13 protein-coding genes are annotated in these 21,992 nt (G+C 58.0%); 6 read left to right on the top strand and 7 right to left on the bottom strand.

Annotated features, from left to right (window positions below):
• Nucleotides 1–40: 40 nt before the first annotated feature.
• The 4 genes from AC1PQG_RS25940 to AC1PQG_RS25925 form a co-directional block, all read right to left on the bottom strand.
• Nucleotides 41–724 (bottom strand): class II aldolase/adducin family protein, encoded by a 684-nt coding sequence (locus AC1PQG_RS25940; protein ID WP_481120603.1) that lies wholly within the window; start codon nt 722–724, stop codon nt 41–43.
• 35 nt (nt 725–759) lie between these two features.
• A complete protein-coding gene (locus AC1PQG_RS25935) occupies nt 760–2,046 on the bottom strand; it encodes an MFS transporter (RefSeq protein ID WP_481120602.1) in 1,287 nt (428 codons plus the stop codon).
• Nucleotides 2,043–3,077, bottom strand: a complete 1,035-nt coding sequence (locus tag AC1PQG_RS25930) for an ABC transporter substrate-binding protein (RefSeq protein ID WP_481120601.1) — start codon at nt 3,075–3,077, stop codon at nt 2,043–2,045. Before AC1PQG_RS25930 ends, AC1PQG_RS25935 begins: the two co-directional genes overlap by 4 nt.
• An 81-nt stretch (nt 3,078–3,158) precedes the next feature.
• Nucleotides 3,159–5,603, bottom strand: coding sequence for a TonB-dependent receptor plug domain-containing protein (locus AC1PQG_RS25925; protein ID WP_481120600.1), 2,445 nt, complete (start codon nt 5,601–5,603; stop codon nt 3,159–3,161).
• A 337-nt stretch (nt 5,604–5,940) separates the two neighbouring features.
• On the opposite strand from AC1PQG_RS25925, the gene AC1PQG_RS25920 reads away from it, so the two are divergent.
• Nucleotides 5,941–7,113, top strand: a complete 1,173-nt coding sequence (locus tag AC1PQG_RS25920; RefSeq protein WP_481120599.1) for a sigma-54 interaction domain-containing protein — start codon at nt 5,941–5,943, stop codon at nt 7,111–7,113.
• Between the two features lie 1,275 nt (nt 7,114–8,388).
• Here the strand turns inward: AC1PQG_RS25920 and AC1PQG_RS25915 are convergent.
• From AC1PQG_RS25915 to AC1PQG_RS25905, 3 genes are all read right to left on the bottom strand, one after another.
• Nucleotides 8,389–11,328: a hypothetical protein gene (locus AC1PQG_RS25915; RefSeq protein ID WP_481120598.1), complete on the bottom strand. Its 2,940-nt coding sequence runs from the start codon at nt 11,326–11,328 to the stop codon at nt 8,389–8,391.
• The gene (locus AC1PQG_RS25910) at nt 11,303–13,360 is read right to left on the bottom strand and encodes a hypothetical protein (protein ID WP_481120597.1); all 2,058 of its coding nucleotides are present in this window, start codon (nt 13,358–13,360) and stop codon (nt 11,303–11,305) included. The genes AC1PQG_RS25915 and AC1PQG_RS25910 overlap by 26 nt, the downstream gene beginning before the upstream one ends.
• Before the next feature lie 994 nt (nt 13,361–14,354).
• Nucleotides 14,355–15,227, bottom strand: coding sequence for an alpha/beta fold hydrolase (locus tag AC1PQG_RS25905; RefSeq protein WP_481120596.1), 873 nt, complete (start codon nt 15,225–15,227; stop codon nt 14,355–14,357).
• A gap of 317 nt (nt 15,228–15,544) precedes the next feature.
• Here AC1PQG_RS25905 and AC1PQG_RS25900 point away from each other — a divergent pair, with 317 nt between their 5' ends.
• The 5 genes from AC1PQG_RS25900 to AC1PQG_RS25880 all read left to right on the top strand — a co-directional run bounded on the left by AC1PQG_RS25900 (nt 15,545) and on the right by AC1PQG_RS25880 (nt 21,959).
• Nucleotides 15,545–16,648 (top strand): alcohol dehydrogenase catalytic domain-containing protein, encoded by a 1,104-nt coding sequence (locus AC1PQG_RS25900; RefSeq protein ID WP_481120595.1) that lies wholly within the window; start codon nt 15,545–15,547, stop codon nt 16,646–16,648.
• A 9-nt stretch (nt 16,649–16,657) separates the two neighbouring features.
• A complete protein-coding gene (locus tag AC1PQG_RS25895) occupies nt 16,658–17,212 on the top strand; it encodes a cupin domain-containing protein (RefSeq protein WP_481120594.1) in 555 nt (184 codons plus the stop codon).
• The gene (locus AC1PQG_RS25890; RefSeq protein ID WP_481120593.1) at nt 17,209–18,162 is read left to right on the top strand and encodes a 3-carboxyethylcatechol 2,3-dioxygenase; all 954 of its coding nucleotides are present in this window, start codon (nt 17,209–17,211) and stop codon (nt 18,160–18,162) included. The genes AC1PQG_RS25895 and AC1PQG_RS25890 overlap by 4 nt, the downstream gene beginning before the upstream one ends.
• Before the next feature lie 386 nt (nt 18,163–18,548).
• On the top strand, nt 18,549–19,526 hold the full coding sequence (locus AC1PQG_RS25885) for a WD40/YVTN/BNR-like repeat-containing protein (protein WP_481120592.1): 978 nt from the start codon (nt 18,549–18,551) through the stop codon (nt 19,524–19,526).
• 66 nt (nt 19,527–19,592) lie between these two features.
• Nucleotides 19,593–21,959: an efflux RND transporter permease subunit gene (locus AC1PQG_RS25880; RefSeq protein ID WP_481120591.1), complete on the top strand. Its 2,367-nt coding sequence runs from the start codon at nt 19,593–19,595 to the stop codon at nt 21,957–21,959.
• The last annotated feature ends 33 nt before the right edge of the window (nt 21,960–21,992 follow it).

The following is a 21,992-nucleotide window of genomic DNA, read 5'->3' as shown; positions in this document are numbered from 1 at the left end:
GCGACCGGGCAAAAAATGAAATCAGATGAACAGCAGAAACTCAGGCAAGTGCTTCGATGGCGTTACGGATACCAGCCTGGATGGATTCGTAGGCCCCTTCTGGCAAAGGCTTGCTCCCCCCCAACTGCTCAGCGAGAAACAGGATGCGGGCACCCTCTTCGAGGAAAACATTCACCCGGGCGGCCTCCGAGATGGACTTGCCGAACACAAAAACACCGTGATTGGCATGCAGCACAGCCGGGGCATCTGACGCTTCTGCCAGGGCGCCGGCAATCGTGGTGCCGTCATAGCGGGTGCTCCAACCAGCCAGTGGCACCTCAGTACGCACACCGAAGCGCGGCAGAGAGAGGTGGTGGTTGGGCAGGGCACGACCAGCCACGGAGAAGGCCGCTAAATAGGGAGTATGAGTGTGCACAATGGCCTGCACATCGGCGCGGGCCTTGAAGGCAGCGCTGTAGATGGGCACAACCTCGAACAGGCCAGGGTTGATCCGTCCCTCAACGACCTTACCGTCGAGATCGAGAATCACCACCTCCTGAACCTTCTCGACCAAGGGACCGTTGAGACTACCAATAGCGAAGTGGTCCGGCTCGCCAGGCAGCCGCCAACCACCATTGCCGATCAATACAGGATAGCTGCCGGACTCCCTGAAGATACGGGTGGCCTCAATCAGTTCCGCTTCGACAAGCGCCTTGAAGGCGGAGCGGGTCTCGGGGGATGTCATAGTTTTCTCCAGGATGTGAAAGGAAATGAAAGAGTTCAACGGGACACCGGAGCACCAACAGTGACCGGAGCAAACTCGGCCAGCCGGCGCTGGCGCACAGCCAGCACCAGCCATAGACCCACGGAAAAGGTAAAGAAGGCCGGCACTAGGAACATCGCCGTGGCCAAGCCGTAACGGTCGGACAGATAGCCCATGACCTCGGTCTGGAGCAGCGTGCTGCCTACCATAGAGATCGAGATCACCAGCGACTGGGCGGTGGCTCGCAATTGCAGAGGCACCAGTTCGAGCAACAACGGCGTCGACACACCCAGCCCGGCGGTGGAAAAGAAAATCTCCACGAAGAACCAGATTTTGGCCGTTCTGGCATCCCCCGCCAACAGGGCTGGGATCACCGTGGCCACGCAGACGGCAGCCACCAACGCCGACCAAGCGGCGTAGGCCCCCGCAAAACGACGACGCAAGGCACCGGCGACAAAGCCCCCGGTCAGTGTGCCGGCCACCCCCGCCAAGCCAAAAGCGAGCCCGAAGAAAGCCGTGCCCTCCTGGTTGCTAAGCCCGTAGACCCGGTGCAGCAATGCCGGCCCCCAGAAACTGACGCCACCAAGGGCATACAGCTGGATGGTGCTGCCAAGCACAAAGATCAGAAACAGGGGTTCGCGCAACAGAGCAGCGGCCTCGCGCAGGGTCGGCCGGGGCGGTGGTTCAGCCCGTCCCTCAGATTGGCCACGGGATGGCTCCTTGAGCAGCAGCACCGCAACCGCCAGCAGCAGACCTGGCAAGCCCGAAATGTAGAAGGCCACACGCCAACCGTATTGGGCTGCAAGCCAGCCACCGACCACATAGCTGACCGTGTAGCCGAGGATGCTGACACCCGAGTAAACCGCAAAGATCCGCCCCCGCTGGTTAGGCGCAAAGACGTCCGCCAACCAACTCGGCGCCACGCTCTGATAAGCCCCCTCACCGCCGCCAACGGCAGCCCGCCAAACCAGCAAGGAAATGATGCCGGTAGCAAAGCCTCCGCCGATGGAGGCAATGCTCCATAGCACCAGGCCACCCAGAATCAGGGGTTTGCGCTTCACATGGTCGCCAAGGAAACCCAGGATCGGCACAATCAGCAAGTAGGCCAACGTAAAGGCCATGCCGGCCCGCGCCACATGCTGATCGGTCAGAGCTAGATCTGCCTTTAAGGGTGTGAGCACCGCACCGAGGATGAAACGGTCCACCGCGCAGGCGAAAGCCAGCAAACCGAAGATGCCCAGGGTGGACCATTGATGCCGGGTCAGGGATGTGGTGTCGGGCGCGATACCGGACGCGCCGCTCATAACTGACTCCTGGTGGCAGACATCCGCTCGCTGAGGGTGCGACGAGCCTGGGCCAAGGGCTCGGGGGCCAGCCAGGCATCCACATCGAAGCGCCGCGGCAGAAACCCCAGTTGGTCCAGGTAATCGTGCTGGGCATGAAGAGCCGCGACCTTGAGGGGATCGAAGTCCAATGCAAGAGTCCGCTGCAAGTCAGTGGCAAAAGCCTCGCCGGCAAATCGCTCAGCGGTAGTCTGTTCCCGCGCCACCAAACGCAAGGCCTCAAGCGGATTCGCCGCAGCCCAGCCCTCAGCCTCCAACACGGCAACCAGCAGGCGCTCCACCAGATCAGGACGCTGCTCGACCAGATCGCCATTCACCGCAAGCACCAGCGGCGTACTGTTATTGGCCCGCAGCAGTTCGTCCTGCAAATCGAAGAGATCAAACACCCGCCGAAGACCAAACAGAAACTCCATCTGGATCGTCGGCGATCCGATGGTGCCCGACGCAATGGCATCAACCTCCCCACGAATCAGCGGAAACAGCAGATCCGTATAGCGCCCCGCGGGCGCGACAGTACCGGCGCACCCCGCCTGGCTGGCAAGGGGACTGCGACTGTCAGCGATGAAACCACGCGACTGCTCTTGCACTACCAGGGTGACATCGTCCAGGCTCAAGCCCACTGACGCCAGGGCCTGCTCGTAAGTTCGCAGGGCCGTGGCATACACGAAGTCGATAGGCTCGTGGGGCCGCCGCTGCAATAGCAGGCGCTTGCCCTTCAGATCGGCAGCACTGCGGATACCGCTCTCCGGCAGGGCCAGGACGGTTTGCGGCCCGCGCACGTAGGACAGGCCAATGACGCGAGTATCGGCACCGTTGGAACGGGCCCAGATAGCCGGATAGTTACCCCCTTGGCGGAACACGTTGGGCTCCGCATGGGTGAAATGCGCCTGTAGGACGCCTGGATCAGCCGCGCTCTGCAAGAGCACCAACTCGGCCTCCGGATCACCCAAGAACGCCTGATCGAGAAGGCCTAAGTGGATAGCGATGCCCAAGCCAGTGGGCACCGGGCAGCGGGTGTACCAGAGACGCAGACGGCTGCCTGTCGTGCGGGATGCAGTCACGATGGAGCCCCCTTACTGGAACTGATAAGCGACGCGGACGTAGTAGAACGCCCCGTCATAGCCGGCCGGCGACAGCGGCGAGTACTCGGTCTGCCCTAGGGTCCGACGCTGGGCGATCTGCTTGTCCGGGTAAGAGTTGAAGAGGTTCAGGGCACCAGCGGCCAACTGCCAGCCGGGCGCAGGCGCGTAACCCACCTCCAGATCGGCGATCCACTGGGCGGCATAGGTCTGGTCGTAGACCGGATTGCTTGCATCCCGATCTACGTAAGTCCCGTAGCGAGTTTCGGTGGCAGTCACGCGCCACTTGCCCTGACGGTAGGTCTGGCCGAACACCCACTTGTTGCGCGGAGCGGCATCTTCGATATAACCAATCGCCTGACGACCGAAGAGGGTCAAGCCGCTGGCCGCCAGCGGGGCCGGATTGGCCTTGACGCGGGTTACCGAGGTATGGGCCTCGCTGAAGGCCGCATTAAGGTCCACCTTGGCGCCATTGCGTAGCTCAAAACGATAGCGGCCGGTCACGTCCACACCGGTTGTGCGGGTATCCAGGCCATTGGCGAAAAAGTTCGCCACAGTAACCTGGGGATAGCCGGCGGCCGTCAGCAGGCTCGTGACCGTCGGCCCCCCTAGGTTGTCGGACAGGGTGATGCGGTCACGGATGTCGATCTGATAGGCATCCACAGTGATCGAGGCATTCTCAATGGGGCGCAGGACAACACCGACAGACAAGTCACGGGACTTCTCTGGACGCAGATCGGTGGCACCGAGTGCACGAGCCGCTGGGTTATCCACCGGCAAACCGCGGGTTTCGACGAAGTTGAGGCCGGTGCCCGCCTGGATACCGGTAACCGCATACCCCGACTGGCCCAGACTCGGCGCCCGGTAGCCGGTGCTGTAGGAACTGCGCACCGCCACCTTGGGAGTAAAGTCGTAGCGGACCGACCCCTTGCCGTTTACCGTAGTCCCCGAGTCGGAGTATTCGTCGATGCGCCCGACAGCCCCCAGTTGCAGCTTCTCAGTGACCTGAGCCTCCATGTTCAGATAGGCTCCAGTCACGCTACGCTGGTAGTCCACCACGTCCTGAGGATACAGGCCGGTATTGCCCCGTGACCCGATGGACGGCACCTGACCGGCGTTGGGGCCATCAAGGATCAGTACACCACCATTGGCCCACGAACCGTATTCCCCCGCCTTTGTGTAGAAGCGCTCGCGGCGGTGGGAAACCCCCGCAGCCAAATTAAGAGGCTTCGCCAGACCCGCGACGGGCAACTCGCGGGTGTAGTCGAGAGAGTAGGCCCTCAATTCATTGACGCGGGTTGAGATATCAAACGCACGGGGGCTCGCCAGCCCCAAGGTAGCGTTCACCGATGGGCTGGTACGCAGCTTCTGTGTATTGGTACCGTAATAGGTGCTCAGATCGAAATGACCGAGTTGGTCGTCTCCGAACTTGATGCCGGTACTGAGCGAGAAATCGTCCTTGGTAAAAAGGCCATGGGGTTGGAAACCGTCCGGATAGAGCGCACGTACATTTCCCCGGTCGTTGGGCGGGATGAAGTTCTCCGGCGCATCGTTGTCACTGTTGGAATAGCTCAGCACCGCGTAGGCCCTTGCGCTGCCGCCAATCCCCGTTTCGCCATTGACCAACAGGTTGTAGCTGTCCCGATCCGGCAGGTAGGCCCATTTGACCCTGTCCTTACGGGCCGTGGCTTCACGGGGATCACCATTGAAGTACCACTGGCGGGGGTCAGCCACACCGCTTTCCGGGTGGCGCTCCCGGTAGGTGTCGAAGCTGACAGTCAGAAACCCATCGTCGCCGAGCGAAGTGCCAAACCAACCATTCACCGCATTGTTGAGTTCCCCCGAGTTGGCACCATACACACCGGTCTGGGCGGCAATACCTGCACCACTGGCAGCCTTGCGGAGCACCACGTTGATGACGCCAGCGAGCGCATCGGAACCGTACTGCGCCGATGCTCCGTCCCGCAGGATCTCAATGTGATCGATGGCGCTGATGGGAATCGTGCTCAGGTCGGCAGGCTGAGCGCCACGCCCGAAACCGGAGGTGTTGACGCCTGCGCTGGCATGACGACGCTTGCCGTCCACCAGAATCAGCACCTGGTCAGGAGACAGGCCACGCAGCGTGGCGGCCTTCACTCCATTATTGACATAGCCCCCCTGAGGAAAATTAAAGGAGGGAGACAAGGCCTGCAGAGCCTGATCGAGGCGAACGGCCCCCGTGCTCAGCAGCTTCTCGCGGCCAATCACGTCCACCGGCGCAGAGCTCTCGAGAGCCTTCAGATCCCGCCGAGCAGTACCCAGCACGACGACGGGCTCCAGATTGACCTGATCGGCCTCGGGCGGATCGGCAGCCCAAGCGAATTGAACAGGGCTGCATACGCCAGCCACGGCGGCAACGATAGCCAACCTGGAAAAGTCCTTTGAATGTCGTTTTTTCATTACTGCGCTCTTGAGTGGGGTTGTATCGTGGGGGAGTCCGGCCACCATCGATGGGAAGGCGGAATCACCTGGACCTGACAGGCCTCATGGAGCTCTGTTATTGCAGACCCCGTGCCAAGAACGTCTTTTTTTAATAAACAAATACTTAGCACCAAAAACCCGGCTATGGTGCGTAATTTTCGACGAATGGAAGCAATAGATTTCGACAGATAGCTGTAGAAATCTGACCACTACAGGAATCACTCATAACCTAATGAACTATTTGAAATAATGGGTGTAGGCATAAGCCTTAATATGGAGACAGTCCTATTTGGCGACTCCCCGCGGCTCACTCCGTATGACCACCTCAATCAGTACCCAGCCCGTCTTTCAGTTGGATTGCCGAAAAGGCGTTTTCATTGGAATGCACAGCAGTGCAACCCATGACCCGTCGTCGCCCTCCCTGCACGCCGGCCAGCCAGAGCCCAGCAGCACAACAGCCCAGGACAAAGCTAGCGCCATCGTTTATGCCGATCCTCGCTCCCTCGCCCTGCTGGAGTTGATCCGCCGCATCGCACCGAGCGACGCATCCGTGCTGGTCATCGGTGATACGGGAACGGGTAAGGAACTGGTGGCTAGGCAAATCCACGGCCTTAGCAATCGTGCCAACAAGCCCTTTGCCGCCATCAACTGCGGCGCGTTTCCCGAGAATCTGTTCGAAAGTGAGCTGTTCGGCCACGAAAAGGGGGCGTTCAGCGGAGCCACCCACACCAAAACGGGCTGGTTCGAAACGGCCAATGGCGGCACCCTCTTCCTAGACGAGGTCGGCGACCTTCCCTTGTCCTTGCAGGTCAAGCTACTTAGAGCGCTACAGGAGGGCGAAGTCATCCGGGTCGGTGGACGCAGGACTATCCCGGTGGACGTGCGCATCATTGCAGCCACCAACAGGGATCTGGAGCAGGCCGTCAAGGCCGGCCGCTTCCGTGAAGATTTGTACTTTCGTTTAAAGGTCGTGCGAATTCCCCTCTCGCCGCTACGGGAACGTCCCGGAGACATCGTTCCACTCGCACGGCACTTCATGTGCAAATACGTGCGCAGCCTTGGTCTACCGCCCATTCGCCTCACCCAGGATGCGTTGAGCAAGCTGAGCCGCTATAGCTGGCCCGGCAATATCCGCGAGCTGGAAAATACCATCCACTCCACCCTGCTGACCTTCACCGGAGAGTTCATCCGCGCCAAGGACATCGATCTGCCGGAACTGGACCGAGATACGCCCTTTGACGTGCCCTCCTTGAGGTCTGCGGACAATGTGATTCGCCTTTCCGCACTTGAACACTTCCTGCGCGACCAGATGAGCGCACACATACCGCAACTGCTGGATTCGGTCATAGAAGCCACTGTTCGCATCGCCTTCGAAAAGACGGGCCATAATCAGGCACAAGCAGCACGCATCCTCGGAATCTCAAGGAGTGTGTTACGGACGCATCTGAAGAACATCGGGCTGCTCGCTCCCTCGCCGAACAACTTGTAGTCAAGACGCATCAAACTCACTTGACGGGGTGCCAGTTACTCGCGCAAGATAACGAGACTCTCAGTTAGCTTATGCTTACTGAAAGCAACACAAATGATGTACACATCGTCTGACGCATACCGCCGTCAACGCATTCAAAAGCATCTTCACAATAGCAAGCATACTGTGTCTGCCAAAGGCACAGACTATTCGCTTGCTGCCCAAAAATCGGGACAGAAAATGCTGCCCCGTCATCACTCAGTTCAAAAGCCTACAAATTGCGCATTCGCCTTCGCAGAGTAAACGCTGCCAGCGACTGCTGATCCGCTCCGAATAATCGCGCCAGCGAAATAAGATCGGATAGTGAATCAAGAGCTTTTTCATTTCTTATTCGTCTGAGCGACGAATAAACCATCACCACACAAACGCTGTAACGATGAGACGTGCTCGATCGAGCGCCCCTCACCGGTGGTAGCTGCACTATCCACCGGCCAACAGCCTTGTTGTTGGCCAGGCTCCTCTCAATCTAAAAATCTGCAGCGGATAAAGCGCCAACACGTTTACCTACGTGAGGCGCAATATGCCAAGCACCCCTTTAATCAAACTTGTAGGACATAACTCCAGCGCAGCCACAAGTCACATAATCACAATTGTTCGTGCTCTCCTGATTTGCAACTATTCTGAATTTCGGGGTACCACAGACATAAGGTTTAGTGAGAGCAACAAGGGAGAGGCAATAATATACTTATCGCACGACGAATCATTCCCAGATGCCTCATCGATCGCGCTCCTTATGCAAAAAATGATGGAATGGACGCTGGATGAGATATATGCAGAATGCACGCACATCGGCACCCCAAGCCTTATTATCAACAAGCCAACCCAGGCTAAAATGACCTTAAAAAAATCATGCTCGCGACACATTCGCGCACAAATGATTAGCATTCAAAATATAGACGGACCCCCAACTTGGCTCAAGATCGAGGCCACAACGGGATATGCAATTAACGTTCTAATTGGAGCGCAATCAACACCGGCACCGCCTGAGGAGGTTGCGTGCCTATCGATTACAAGTCGAGCAAAGGCGCGTACAGGAGAGGTCTACAGGCTCCGAACAAGCAACGGCAAATGCTCTGTCGTCCTACAGCATAGTTACTGCAGACTGACACTTGAGCCAGGGATGTTGATTAAAACAAAGCGAATAGCTGGTCAGATATCTCGCGCAGTTGTCTCAGTCGTAAGACTCCAACCCAATCTCTTTGATCTCGCGAAGGAAAAATAACTTATCCTATTTTCTTATTCCTTTTCTACATCTCCATAGACGCAGAAAAGGAATAAGACCAACTCCATCCAAGTAGTTTTGTATTTCTTTCCATCAACACTTCTTGAAAAAAGGTTCCGATATCCTGCAGAGCTTGTGGACGAGGTCAAGCTACGGAGCCCTGCAGCACGCAATTTATCCTCGATTTGTGTCGCAACTCCCGCGGGCAATCGTGCCTGCGAGCGGGCATTACTTAGACCTTCCACAAACTGAGGCAGGAATTTGACAAATACGTCATCCTTTTCGAAACCCGTCCAAATCCGATCAATCACGCATTTACACTCATCATCAAGCTCAGGGCGACGGGACCTCGGCGCCACCAGTCCTTTTTGCTCCAATGCCCGTACCCTCCTCCACAGAATTTTGGCACAATCATCGTCCTCAATCTGTTTCCCCACTCGAGCCATCGCATATATTTTCCACGCGGCTCGCCAATCCATGCGACTCAATGACTGCGACACAATTGGGGCAGAGACTAAAAAAGTGTAGGCTGCACGCCCTCTCGGCAATACCAAGAATTTTGCGCATGGGAAATTTTCACGAAGGGCCACCAAATATTTTTCTGCGATATGGTTTGAGGGGCTATTCGCCACTCTGAGCAGCTGGCGTTCAAGGCTGCGCTCGGCATTCCCTGCAAGACGAGACAACAACCCCAAAGAGGCCTCTGCGTCCAGCAACCGGCAGGTGTAGTAATAATGGGCGACTTCAGCAAGATGCGTATAAGATATTATGCCCGTATCTGGCGAAGCATGTCCTGACATCCACGTGCGCTGCCATTCATCCCTCCCGAGAGAGCCCTCTTCCCCATTAATATTATTTCGACCACCAACAAAAAGATTCGAGACAAATGTGTGTCTAAAATGGCGAGCTCGTAAGTTCGGATCCCCAGACACTTCGCGCAACATCTCGACGACAAATTGCATCGCCTGATTGGCAGCCTCCAAGCGGCCAGCGTTGGACGGATCAAAAAGATATGCCCCGCCTCTCTCACGCTTCCGACCGCTTGCACGTGCGAGACGCTCCTTTACAAAGCACTGCAAATACTCGTACTCATCAAAAGGCAACTTGACTGGACCAACTGTGCGCAATGCGTTGCCAGACTTTCGACTGGTTAATTGGGACCGAGTGACTCTGACACTTACGCACAAGTCCGCATTACACTCGATCGCACTGGCAGTCAATTCAACAGCCTCGCCCGTGCGCAAACCAAAGTGGTACATAACGATCAGCAACACGCCAGCCATTTGGGCAAGCGCGCCGCTCTGAGCCTGTTCCGCTACGCCCTCAAAAAGACAGCGGTAAAGCACTTGATCGATCAAGTTTGCATCCGCTTTCGGTAAATGCTTTTCCAGACTGCGCCCAGGGATAAGCCCCCAGTCGACCTCGTCTTCCAAGTCCATATGGCGCAAGATGCTGCGCTCAAACCCCTCAAAAGCGGTACGCAGATCGACGTAGCCGCGTTTAAATCCGTTCAAGCGGATGGCGTTGCTATATTCCTCCGCCCGCTCCGCAGTATCCAGTCCCACTAGATTCTTGAAACGCAGCCCCTCCAGATGATTAAAAATGTGAGCCACATAGTTCGCTATCGTGCTGGCAGCCAATTGCGCACGCTTCGCTCCGCCAAGCTCAATCAGATCCTTGGCATAGCAGATCAATCCAAAGGCAAAGCTCTGGCGCTCTATACCTAATTGCCCAGCCCCTTTGAATACAGCGATAAGCGCTTGCTCTTGCACACTGAGGGCACGCAGAGCTTTTGTGTGGAAACTCAGTCCATTTCGAGGTAGTTCTTGTGCATGCCCTTCTTGGCGCAGCACTTTTGCATTAAATGCAACCGCATCCCTCACCCCTTCGATGACCTTAAAGAGTCCCAACTCCATCAGCGTGGTTACCTGAGATCGCGAATGGAGTTGGGGTGCCCGGAGCACGATCCGTTCACGTGGAGCAGCGTGTCGTGTTCCCATCAGCCAGCGCATCCAAGGTTCGTGCGGAACAGGCGTATTAGCGATGACTCCCTGCCGAATCGCCGCAACATCGGGCGGAAAATAGCGGCTATGCATTGCTATAACAGAGCGAGCAATAACACGTCCAATCGTAGCGGGCGCTGCTGATAAATCGAGGAGCTCTTTCATTGCTTTGCGCAGCACATCGGAGCTTGGCATGTTCCCCTTTATTGGCAAGAGCTGCCTTGTCAGCAGCTGTCTCAGTAACCCCTCAGTCATCGGATCCGCAATCCATCGACATGGAGTGGGCTCGTCCAAATCAAACCAGATGATCCTGCCGTCTGATTTGAGCGGATGGGCCAGGGACGCCACTACCCCCTGCCACTGCGCCTCAAACGGTAAAGCCCCATAGAGCGCGGCAGATGATGCAATTAACGCCAGGCATTCGACAGACGTGATGGAGTCTCGCGTATCGTCCAAGACAAGACGAGTTATCGCACCGCCGAGAGCCTTCGTCCACTGGCGGTAATTCGCCAAGTCAATGAACAAATCGCCATTGAGCACCCCATCGTCGAGGGAGAATTCTCGGATGAGGGGGATACGGATCTCGCGAAGTTGATGCTCCCTGCAGTACAACCTAAAGCGCCGCGAAAAGTACTCCAGGAAAATTCGTGCTTTATGCACGGGCATCCGAACGCGAGATTTATTTTTTAGATCAGAATCCGCTGACTGCAGGAATCTTAGAATGGCTTCTGAAACAACCTCCTCGTCCAAGCCTGGGACGGCTGCATTACGTGCAAGCCTCTCATCAATAGTCGCGAGCACACCATAGAGATCGTGCCGATGCCGATACAACAGTCGCTGGTCAAGCCACCTGTCGAGCGCGGCCCCTGGGTCGGGCTTGGCCGCCGCCGGTTTCTCTAACCGCCAAGGCCATACCCAGTCACACTCATGCATCGTCGAAACCGAGTTCATCCAAGAGGACTTCAAGCAGCGGGGACCAATCATGTAACCCATCCCAAAGAAGCCCTTTGGCATAAGGCACATCAGCACTTGCGTGCTTGGGATGATGCGCCATCACGCGCCGCAACCAAGATGTTGGACAGCCCAAATCCCAAAGTTTGGAACGAAAATGATGCCGGAACACATCATGAGACCACAGCCAACGCTCTGCGAAACCTGGCACCAAGCGATTCATGGCTTCGAAGGTTGGTGCGTGCAACATGCCATCGGCGTCACGGAGCATAAAAATCGGCGCATCATTTCCGGGTGCGCAACAGGTCAAACGTTTATCGTCGCACCAAGCAGCGAAGTCCTCGACAGCATCACAGACACGCGCAACCAGCGGTACCAGTCGTGTTGACCGATAGCCTACCGCGTCCTTATCGGAGACGATCGCCACACGGTCAGACGCGGAGTACTCGGAACGCTGTGGAAGTACATAACCAGTTGGCCGAGCACCGGTTGCCGCAAGGTACATGAGGGTGATGTACGCAACGCGGCAGTTGTAAGCTTGCATGCGCTGCTGATCGCTTGGACGTCCTCTTGGCAACGTGCTACAAGCCCATAGATGGCGAACCAGTTTTCTCACCGCGGCCGGATCAGGGCGAAATGAGTAACCGAAGTAAGGAAACTCGTTAGCTGGAGGCACCGAGATGCCCTCTGCAAGCACCTCCCAAAACAGTCGTTCCGCCAGCCCCTCAACGGTCCCCTTGAATCGCTGCTGCAGTATATCGGTAGCCGGTGAGAAATAATGTATTGCGGCATCCCGCCCCGGGTCAGCCTGCATGCCAAGTAGCGTGACCAAAGCAATGTCAGGCACAGCATTTTCGAGCTCAACCTCCAGGCAAGCAGTCAATTGCCCAAGCGTTGCACTCTGCCCAGTGGTTTGTCCGAGCCACTTGAGCAAGCGTGACAACTCAGACAACGCCGTAGCGCCACGGCCTGACTGGCACAGATCGATCAGCCCATGCCCCAGCCTCCTTGGGAGCGGCAAATGCAAGGTACGCCCGACAGCCAAATGACCTACATCGTCAGTCTGCCGAACCAAAGCACGTTGCGGCGGTAAGGTGCGCTCGACCCAAATCTCTTCACCAACCCGCACCAGCCGGCAAGACGAATCTGTGTTGTCAGACTTGAGCACATGTCGGCCAATCCGCCCCAGAATCAAGCAAGCTTGCAAGGCAAGACGCTCATCGTCCCCCCAACGTTTTGCCGCCTGGAGCACCCCCTCTAGCACCGCTTGACTCGGCATCCGATCGACGAGTGGCGTGTGATACGTCCTACGCTGACCTACGGAGATGACACCAATGTCCCGAGCAAATCGATTAAGTTGGATGCGCGATGGTATCGGCCGCGGTGGAATTTTAAGATCGTCCTCCAGCTTGAGCAGCGCAGCCAGATTATCCGGGTGTGCGTCCTCTGCCCTCACTGGCGGTAACTCAGCAAGAACTCGCACTGTGTCCCGTAGAGCGGCTAGCACTGATCGGTCTGCCTGCCCAATTTCCAACCCACGGACAAGAAGTTGCATCCGTACCAGCGGTGATCGTTGTCTGCAGGGCAGGACGCTGGCAAAGCTGACACCATACAATAGCGCCTCGGAAAGCACCTGGATCGCGTCAGGACTGGGAGCCAAGAGCAACCGCACGACCAGCGCCTCCCGCAGCGTGATGGTCGTCCACAGCTCGGACGTCCGGCGCAACGGTAGCCCCCGGTATCCTGGATCGATCGTAATACCTACTGGAAGTCGCGCCAAATCCGGGTAAGTATCGTTGCTGTAGGCCGGATTGACTTTCAGTAGCCGAAGTAGCGCCCTGCATAAATCTCGGGCCTCAATCAATCGCGGGGCATCGACAAAATCACAAACTGAGTTGAGGGCCTCATCGCACGTATCCGCGACAGCACCAAGCCGGTAACAACCACGAGGCACCTGCAACGAGGCAAACAAGCTGGCAGCACCCGGATAATCCGGCTCCAACTGGCTAATAAGTTCGTCGAGCAGTGTCACAGTCGATAGAGTCCAAGCCGCCAACAGTGGCGAGCAGGGGTCATGCCAAGCCCACGCAGGCAATGCCATTATCCTACCAAAATGCTTCATCAAGAGACAATACAACGACTTTAAGTGGCTCAGTTAGACACTCAAAGTCTCATCTTTAAGTATATTAAAATACTGATTAATAACAACTATCAACCATCAAGCCAGCACCATTGCGACACATATCTATACACTTCCTGCACCGCTAGTGGCCTCCGAAGGCAGGGGCGGACGTTCGAATCGTCTCGGGCGCGCCAAACACAGCGGAAACAAGCATTAAGCTCAATGGGTTAGGTCTAAGAAACCTGGCCCATTTTGTTTTTGGCGCATCCTTGGACCAAATTCGGCCTTCCTCTGGCCTACAGCCTCCTCCCCTCCCTGCGAAAGGGCTTTTCGCCCTCCCACTCTCCGTGGCCAAGAGTTCTGTGGGGACAGCCTCAGCCTGCGATATTGCAGGCCAGTACATCGATTACGAAGGCAAAGAGCCAGAACCGATCGAGCCCTCGCGCCTACAAACTGCCGACGCTCCACCGACAGGGCCAGCATGCGCCATCCCAACAGTGCGTTCTCACTGAAAGTCGCACATCTTTGATAATTAAATTTATCAATTAATAAACACAATCAAATCAGTCTCCAGCAAGCTGACGTTACTCTATCCCCTGTCTCCTCCACCCTCCTCCTTTGGTGTGGAATTAAGCCCAGGCCCCAACGTGCCTGGGTTTTTTTTGCTTTTTACTCACTGAGTACGGGTTATCCCGTACGGAAAACAAGATTTGTGTTAGAGTCCCGCGCGATACGGAGGAGCGCAGGACGAGCATCAGGACAACAACAGACAAGGTGCCTTCCTGCGGCTGGAGTGAGAGATGGGACTGCTCAGAGTGCTGAGCAGTCCCTTTTTGTTGCCCTGTGGCGGATCTGGCTCAAGGCCGAATGAGCAATGCTGCAGTCTTGCAGACTTTACTCAAGCTCAACTCGGCGCTAGAAACGACAATGCCAAGCCATTGAACTTGCTTGCGTGTTCCCACTGCGCCCAATGACCACAACCGTTGAAGATGTGCATTTCGGCTTTCTGAATCCCCGCCATCAAGCGCAGACCAAGGTCCAGGGGGACGAACCGATCCTCCCTGCCCCAGACTATCAATGTTGGCGCGATGATTTCATTAAGCCGGCTCCCCTGATCCGGAAACTGTTTCGGATTGGCCTGCAGACTGGCCACGAAGTTGCTGAGATGGGCCCGGTTCCCGAGCATGTTGGCCAGGCGTGAGCGAAGGAGTTCTTCAGTCAGACTGCCTGGGTCATAGACGAAGATGTCCATCATCCGCTTCAGGTTGTCGATTGTCGGTTCCCGATAAAGCGCGTTCAGGCAACGGATACCTTCCGTAGGCATGGGGACGAGCAGACTGGCGCCTCCGGTTCCGCCCCCCATCAAGATCAGCTTATTGATCCGTTGCGGATATGCGAGGGCGAAGGCCACCGCACTGTGTGCCCCCATCGAGTTTCCGATCAAATGCGCGGACGCAATCTGCAGACCGTCCAACAGCGCGCACAGGGTATCCGCATTGAGTTGAGAGCGAGAGCCGGTCGAAATAATTGGATCGCTTTTCCCCCAGCCTAGACAATCCATCAGGACGACCCGATAGCCCGCGCGGGAGACCGCTTCTATATTCCGGTGGAAATTGGCCCAACCAGTTGCACCCGGGCCGGAGCCGTGAAGCATCACCACCACCGGCCCGTCGCCCCCGGTGTCATTGAAGTGCACCCGGTACGGATCCCCATTGAGACTGATCTGCATGAAGCGGCTCGTTTGTTCATCAGTCAGGGCCGGGATGGATTGAATCATTTAAATGCCTCCGCAATGTGATCACAAGGAGGAGTCTAAGTCCTTGAGACTACAGGGATCATATCCGGAAAGCGAAGCACCTATCCCGGTAGCGCAGAGTTCTACGCGTTAGAACAAGAGGAACCGCTGCAGACATTCTCTATGGAGTTCCGGCACCACACGGATCAGTAGCAGGCAACTCATTTTCATTCATGCGTTGAGAGGATAAGTCGGGGATTGCGCGGAGTGCGCAATAAGGAACACACCAATAACTTCATGTCCGCACTCACCGAGATCCCACTCAATCCCGGCCCCCGATAAATAAAAGGAGACAATCGATGCAAATGATGAAAGCCGCCCGCCTGCACGAAATCGGCGGGAGATTCCGGATCGACGAAGTCCCTGTGCCTACGCCAGGACAGCACGATGTTCTAATTAAAGTCGAATCATGCGGAATCATCCCCAACCTTCGGAATGTGGTAACCCATTTTCCGACCTGGTACCCCTTCCTGCCACTGCCAGCACTGCCGGCGATTTTTGGTCTGGATGCGGCGGGAACAGTCGCTGCCGTTGGCGAAGGGGTCAGTTCATTCAAGGCGGGCGACCGGGTGTATGTCAATCCCGGGGTTGGCTGCGGTGAATGCCGCCACTGCAAGCAGGGCGAGCCCACGCGCTGCGAGAGCTACACATTCATGGGCTATTTCGGGTTTGGGACAGAGTCCCAGTCCATTTTCAGGAAGTACCCCTACGCGGGGTATGGCGAATACACCGTGGCGCCCGTGGCCAATCTGGTGCGTCTTCCGGAAGCCATGCGGATCGAGCACGGGGCACGCCTTGGCTACCTGGGGACAGCCTACTCGGCAATTCGCAAATCGGGGCTGCGTCCGGGACAGGACATTCTCATTCTCGGTGCAACGGGAACGCTGGGCGTCGGCGCAACGCTATTGTCGTTGGCCTTCGGTGCCGGCCGCGTCATTGTCGTGGGCCGGGATCCCGCCGCACTGAAACGCCTGGTGCAACTGGATCCACTGCGGGTGATCCCGATTTGCTGGAGCGATGGACCTATTCACGAGCAGGTGCGCACAAGGATCAGGGCCGGCGTCGACGTCATGCTCGACACACTCGGCGCAAAAGCCTCGGTAGATCTCTCGACCGATGCAATGCAGGCCGTCGCCCGTGGAGGACGCATTGTGCAGATTGGTGGCGTGGCCGGGCCGATTCCAATCGACCCCCATCCTTTCATGTGCGCGCAACTCCAGTACATCGGCTCCCTCTGGTTCACACCTGCCGAGGGCGATGAAATGGCTGCCATGATTGCCGCGGGGACGGTGGATCTGGGCATCCTCGAGCCCCGGCCTTACAGCCTCGAAAAGATCAACGAGGCCCTGGAGGACATCGAGCGGAACGGCAACGGCTTCACGAATTTCCACATTGCCTATTAGGCCAATGCCATGACCTTTATTCGTATCGTCACCGGACACGATCCGTCCGGACAGGCTGATCTCAAGATCATTGGCACGCCTCACAATTCAGGCCCTTTCGAGCATGCGCCGGGTTTCTGGGCTGCATGTATATGGCGTACGTCTCCGAACCCGCTAATCGAACCGACGCCACGGGATGAAACGTCAGTATCGCGTTCAGTCCTCCCGGAATGCGGTGGCACAAGCGCCTTGATGGTCACTTTCCCACCGGACAATCAGGTCACGAGCCCAGACTTCGACCCCCAAAAAGCCGCGATGGAGTTTGGCGAACGGTTGCCAGGTCTTGCCGAGAGTTTTGAACCCAACGGTTCGGGATACCACGCGACCACTACGATCGATTACGGCGTCGTCGTCGAAGGCGAAATCGTGCTCGACCTGGGTAATGGGCGAGAGAGGTCGCTCCGGCAAGGAGATGTAGTGGTTCAGGTGGGCACCCGCCACGCATGGAGAAATCGCAGCGGCCGCCCCGCGCGCATGTTCTTTGTGCTGATCGGGGCCAAACGCCCCGGCAAGGAGCTGCCATGAAGACACTGCTCCAGTGCATGTCGCACACACCCCTGAAGGGCTATCTGGATCCTGCGACGGAGGTCGTGACAGAGGTCGCCAACTGCATCAGCGCGGTGCGCAAGGAAATTGAGGCATTCGATCCGGAGATCATTTATCTATTTGCGCCGGACCACTTCAACGGCTTCTTTCTTGATCTGATGCCACAGTTTTGTATCGGCATGGCGGCAAGCTCGGTTGGCGACTATGCGACTCCGGTGGGCATGCTGCAGGTTCCCCAAGCCCTGGCGGAGGCTTGCGCCGAAAGCGTGATCGGATCCGGTATCGATCTGGCTTTCTCATATCGGATGCAGGTCGACCACGGATTCACGCAAAGCCTGATCGAATTGACCGGGGGGCTCGATCATTATCCTGTGATTCCCATCATGCTGAATGCCGTTGCTCCGCCACTGGCAACATTCCGCCGGGTACGCCAATTGGGCATCGCGATCGGAAATTTCGCACGCAGCAAGAACCGCCGCACGCTTTTTATGGCATCGGGAGGCTTGTCCCACAATCCACCGATACCCAGGATCGCGACGGCAACGGACCCTGAGGTCATTGAGCGCCTCATTTCAGGACGGAACCCAACCCCTGCCGCACGGGCTGCCCGACAGCAACGCACGATCGACGCGGCACACCGCTTCTCTGCCGGCGGCAGCGACTTGCACCCGCTGAACCCCGAGTGGGATCAGACATTCATGGAGCGACTCTGCCAACGGGACTGGCCAGCCATCGATGCATACGGCAATGCCCAGGTCACAGCGGAAGCAGGTGCCTCGACGCATGAAGTACGTGCCTGGGTTGCCGCAGCGGCGGCAATTGATTCTGCTTCAAATGGCAATTGGTCTGGACGACAGAACTATTACCGCGCCATTCCAGAATGGGTTGCAGGTTTTGGGTCCCTTTCCGGCCAAGGGCTTGCCCAATAAGCGGATACCGTAAGGTTTTGCGTATCCCCAAAAAACGCCGGCCATCCGTTTGCGAATGATGGCCGGCATATCTCTTGATTCATCCAAAGCCCCTGAAACCGGCAATAAATTTAATTGGCATTATTCCAAAAGCAAAAACACGGTTTAAATCGGACATATCTTTCCAAGCCTGAAAAAATCCCCTGCGTCCAGTGGACAGTTCCTGCACTAGCCGGATAGTCGCCTCCCTCTCCCGATCCTTAGATTGACGCCATGTTCTGGTGGCCCGAATTCACGGGTTTCCTTCACCTAACTGGATATCACGACCTATGGATCGCATTTCCTCTGCCGTCGAGCCAGAGCTCGCAAGCGCTGAAATTCCACGCAATCGCCTACGACGCAAGATTGTGAAAGTCACGGTTTCAGGCGTGCCGTGGCTGATCATCAGCGGCCTGCTGTGGGCAGGACTGTTCATCAAGCCCCAACCCGTAGGCGGCACCGTACATCCGCCCGTTCTGGAGCGCCGTGACCATTTCTACGGAATATCCCCCGCCCCTGGTAAAGGCATCTGGGTAGCCGGCTCGGACGGCAAGATCGTGGAGATCAATGATCAGGGGCATGCCAAGCCTCTGATCCCGGCCACTGACCAGACACTACAGGACATCGCAGTCTGGGATAAGGCCCATGGCGTCGCCGTAGGTAATGAAGGGGTTGTGCTCATTACTTCCGATGGCGGCGCGCACTGGAAGAAAGTGAATGAGGTCCCCCATTCAGCGGTGGCCAACAAACTCACCAGAGTACGCGTGGCCGCCGGTGGCAAGGCCGTGGCCACCGGCGAAATGGGCGCTCTTCTCTATACCGCGGATTTCGGCGCCACCTGGACCCGCCTGCGCAGCGAAGAAGACGTGGCCTGGAACGACGCCACCTTGCTACCGAACGGCAGCCTCGTGGTGGTCGGCGAGTTCGGCCGGATTCTCGTCAGTCCGGATGGTGGCAGTACCTGGCACACCCCGGAAGTTCCGGTGCAAAGCTCCCTGATGGCCGTCGCCTTCCGCAGCCCCACAGACGGAGTCGCTGTCGGCCTCGAGGGCGTGGTGCTCACCACCCGCGACGGCGGCCGGACATGGCGCCAGGAAAAGCTGGACAGCCGCGCCCACCTGTTCGACGTGGCCTGGGACGACGCCAATCAACGCTGGCTGGGCGTCGGCGCCCTGGGCACCTGGCTGGAAGCCAGCCCCGACGCCAGCGACTGGCAGAGCGGCCAGTTGGATGAGCGGGATCTGGCTTGGCACACCCGCATCCTGCCCATGGGCAAGGAAGCCTGGCTGGCCGGCGCCAACATCGGCCGCTGGGACGGCAGGCACTGGCATGCGCTGGGCCGTTGAAACGGGCCGCCCCTGCCACTTCGTCCTCTTCTTCCCACGATTCATCACTGTTCGGGATCCAAAACCATGATTGAAAAAATCGCGGCATTCTGCATGCGCCGGCGAGCCTTGATTGCGGGCGTCATTGCCTGCCTGACCCTTGTGCTCAGCTGGTTTGCCCTGCGCATCGAAGTGCGCACCGTGTTCGAGGACATGCTTCCGTCCCGCCACGAGTACGTAAAGACCCACCAGAAGTTCAAGGACACCTTTGGCGGCTCGAACATGGTCACGATCATGCTCGAGGTGGACAAAGGCGACATCTTCGACATGGAGGTACTGGAGAAGGTCCGCGCGCTGACCCTGGGCCTGCGCGAGGTCTCGGCGGTCAATCCCTTCCAGATCACCTCCCTTGCGTCGAAGAAGCTCAAGGAAGTGCGGGCCTCGACGGACGGCATCGAAACCCGCCCGCTGATGTGGCCCAAGCTGCCGGCCAACGCGGAAGAAATGACCAGCCTGCGGCAAGCGGTCCTGCGTAACCCGCTGGTGTATGGCCCCTATGTGTCCAAGGACCTGCAGGCCACGCTGATCACGGTGGACTTCATCGACCGGGAAGTGAACTACTCCAAGGTCTTCGAGGAAATTGGCGCCTTGGTGAAGAAGGTCGAAAACGACCGGGTTCATGTGCGCGTGGTGGGGGCGCCCATCCTGTACGGCTGGGTCGAACACTACCTGCCGGAGACCCTCGAACTGGTGGCCATTGCGCTGGCGCTGACCCTGACCATGCTGTTCCTGTTGCTGCGCACCTGGCGCGGCGTGTTCCTGCCCTTGCTGGCCGGCGCTGTCAGCGCCATCTGGGCGCTGGGAATCTGCAACCTGCTGGGCATCCACTTCGAACCCCTGGTCATCGTGGTGGCGATGCTGATCACCTCCCGGGCGGTGTCCCATTCGGTGCAGATCGTCAATCGCTTCGATGATGAACTGGAGCACATCGCCGACGGCAGCGAAACCTCCCGTCAGGCGGCCTACGTTGCACTGGTCGACCTCTTCCGGCCGGGCATGGTCGGCGTGATCGCCGACGCGGCCTGCATGGCCGTGGTCGCGCTGAGCCCGATCCCGATGCTGCAGAAGCTGACCCTGCTGTCCGTGGTGTGGGTGATGACCCTGACCATCAGCGCGGTGATCCTGACTCCGGTGCTGCTGTCCTGGATCCGCAAGCCACAAGGCACGGCCCATGGCCTGGATCTGGCGCCGCTGCTGCGCAAGGTGCTGGATTTCGGCCTGTGGATGGCGCTTTCCCGCTTCCGCTACGTAGTCATCGGCTGCAGCCTGCTGGTGCTGCTCGGGTCCGGCTTCTACGCCTTCAAGCTCAAGGTCGGCGACGCCAACCCGGGCTCGCCCATCCTGTGGCCGGACGCCGTATACAACCAGGACTCCACCGCCATCAACAACCGCTTCGACGGGGTGGACCGCATGTTCGTGGTCGTGGGCCAGGACGGCAAGGATGGCCTCGTCAAGAGCAATGAAGTCCTGCAGGCCATGAACCGCTTCCAGCGCTTCATGGAGGTGCAACCCGAAATCGGTGGCTCGATCTCCATCGCCGACGTGGTGCCCGTGCTCAACCGGACCCTGCGGGAGGGCAATCCCCGCTACGAGGAACTGGGCGCGACCGCGACCATCAATGGCAGCCTGATGGCGATTCTGGAGTCGGTTTCCGAGCCGGGCGACATGGACCGCTTCGTGGACGGCCCCGCCGCCAACGGCTCCGTCACCCTGATGTTCCGGGACCGCCAGGGCGAAACGATCCGTACTGCGATGGCCCGCATCAAGGAGTTCGTGGCCAATAACCCGCTTCAAACCGGCGAATGGCAACTTGCCGGCGGCCTCATCGGCATTACGGCGGCCATGAACGAAGTGATTCTCGCCAGCCAGATCGAAGGCGTCGCCCTGGCCCTGCTGGTCCTGATGATCATCTGTACTGTCGTCTATCGCTCGACCGTGGCCGGGATGCTCTTCATGCTGCCGGTGATCATCTCCAACACCCTGACCTTCGCCTTCATGGCCTGGAAGGGTATCGGGATGAGCATCAACACCGTGCCGGTGGCCGCTCTCGGCATCGGTCTGGGGGTGGATTACGCCTTCTACATCGCCGATCGCATCAAGGAAGAAATCGCCATCGGCAGCACCCCCGAGAACGCCATCCGCACCGCCCTCCACTCGGCCGGCATGGGCGTGCTGGTGACCGCCAGCGTGCTGATCCTCAGCACCCTGTTGTGGTGGGCTTCTTCCTTGCGATTCCAGGCCGAAATGGGCCTTTTGATGGCGATCTGGCTGGGCGTCTCGGCCATGTCCGCACTGTTCGTGATGCCTTCCGTCATCTACGTGTTCCGCCCCGACTTCATCTTCGGGCGCAAGGACCGGTCGGTTCTGGCCGGCATCCAGCCCCAGGCGCACTGAGCCTTATCCGCTGGCGGGCGCTCTGCCCGCCAG

Source organism: Zoogloea sp. GDB6, from assembly GCF_056724105.1.
Note: the sequence above shows the minus strand (reverse complement) of the source record. Positions and strands in the feature narration are given on the sequence as shown.

Excerpts from the sequence above, each read along its gene's own strand:
- AC1PQG_RS25880 (WP_481120591.1), top strand. The coding sequence starts at position 19,593 with ATGATTGAAAAAATCGCGGCATTCTGCATGCGCCGGCGAGCCTTGATT.
- AC1PQG_RS25900 (WP_481120595.1), top strand. The coding sequence starts at position 15,545 with ATGCAAATGATGAAAGCCGCCCGCCTGCACGAAATCGGCGGGAGATTC.
- AC1PQG_RS25935 (WP_481120602.1), bottom strand. The coding sequence starts at position 2,046 with ATGAGCGGCGCGTCCGGTATCGCGCCCGACACCACATCCCTGACCCGG.
- AC1PQG_RS25890 (WP_481120593.1), top strand. The coding sequence starts at position 17,209 with ATGAAGACACTGCTCCAGTGCATGTCGCACACACCCCTGAAGGGCTAT.
- AC1PQG_RS25895 (WP_481120594.1), top strand. The coding sequence starts at position 16,658 with ATGACCTTTATTCGTATCGTCACCGGACACGATCCGTCCGGACAGGCT.
- AC1PQG_RS25915 (WP_481120598.1), bottom strand. The coding sequence starts at position 11,328 with ATGAACTCGGTTTCGACGATGCATGAGTGTGACTGGGTATGGCCTTGG.
- AC1PQG_RS25905 (WP_481120596.1), bottom strand. The coding sequence starts at position 15,227 with ATGATTCAATCCATCCCGGCCCTGACTGATGAACAAACGAGCCGCTTC.
- AC1PQG_RS25920 (WP_481120599.1), top strand. The coding sequence starts at position 5,941 with ATGACCACCTCAATCAGTACCCAGCCCGTCTTTCAGTTGGATTGCCGA.
- AC1PQG_RS25925 (WP_481120600.1), bottom strand. The coding sequence starts at position 5,603 with ATGAAAAAACGACATTCAAAGGACTTTTCCAGGTTGGCTATCGTTGCC.
- AC1PQG_RS25940 (WP_481120603.1), bottom strand. The coding sequence starts at position 724 with ATGACATCCCCCGAGACCCGCTCCGCCTTCAAGGCGCTTGTCGAAGCG.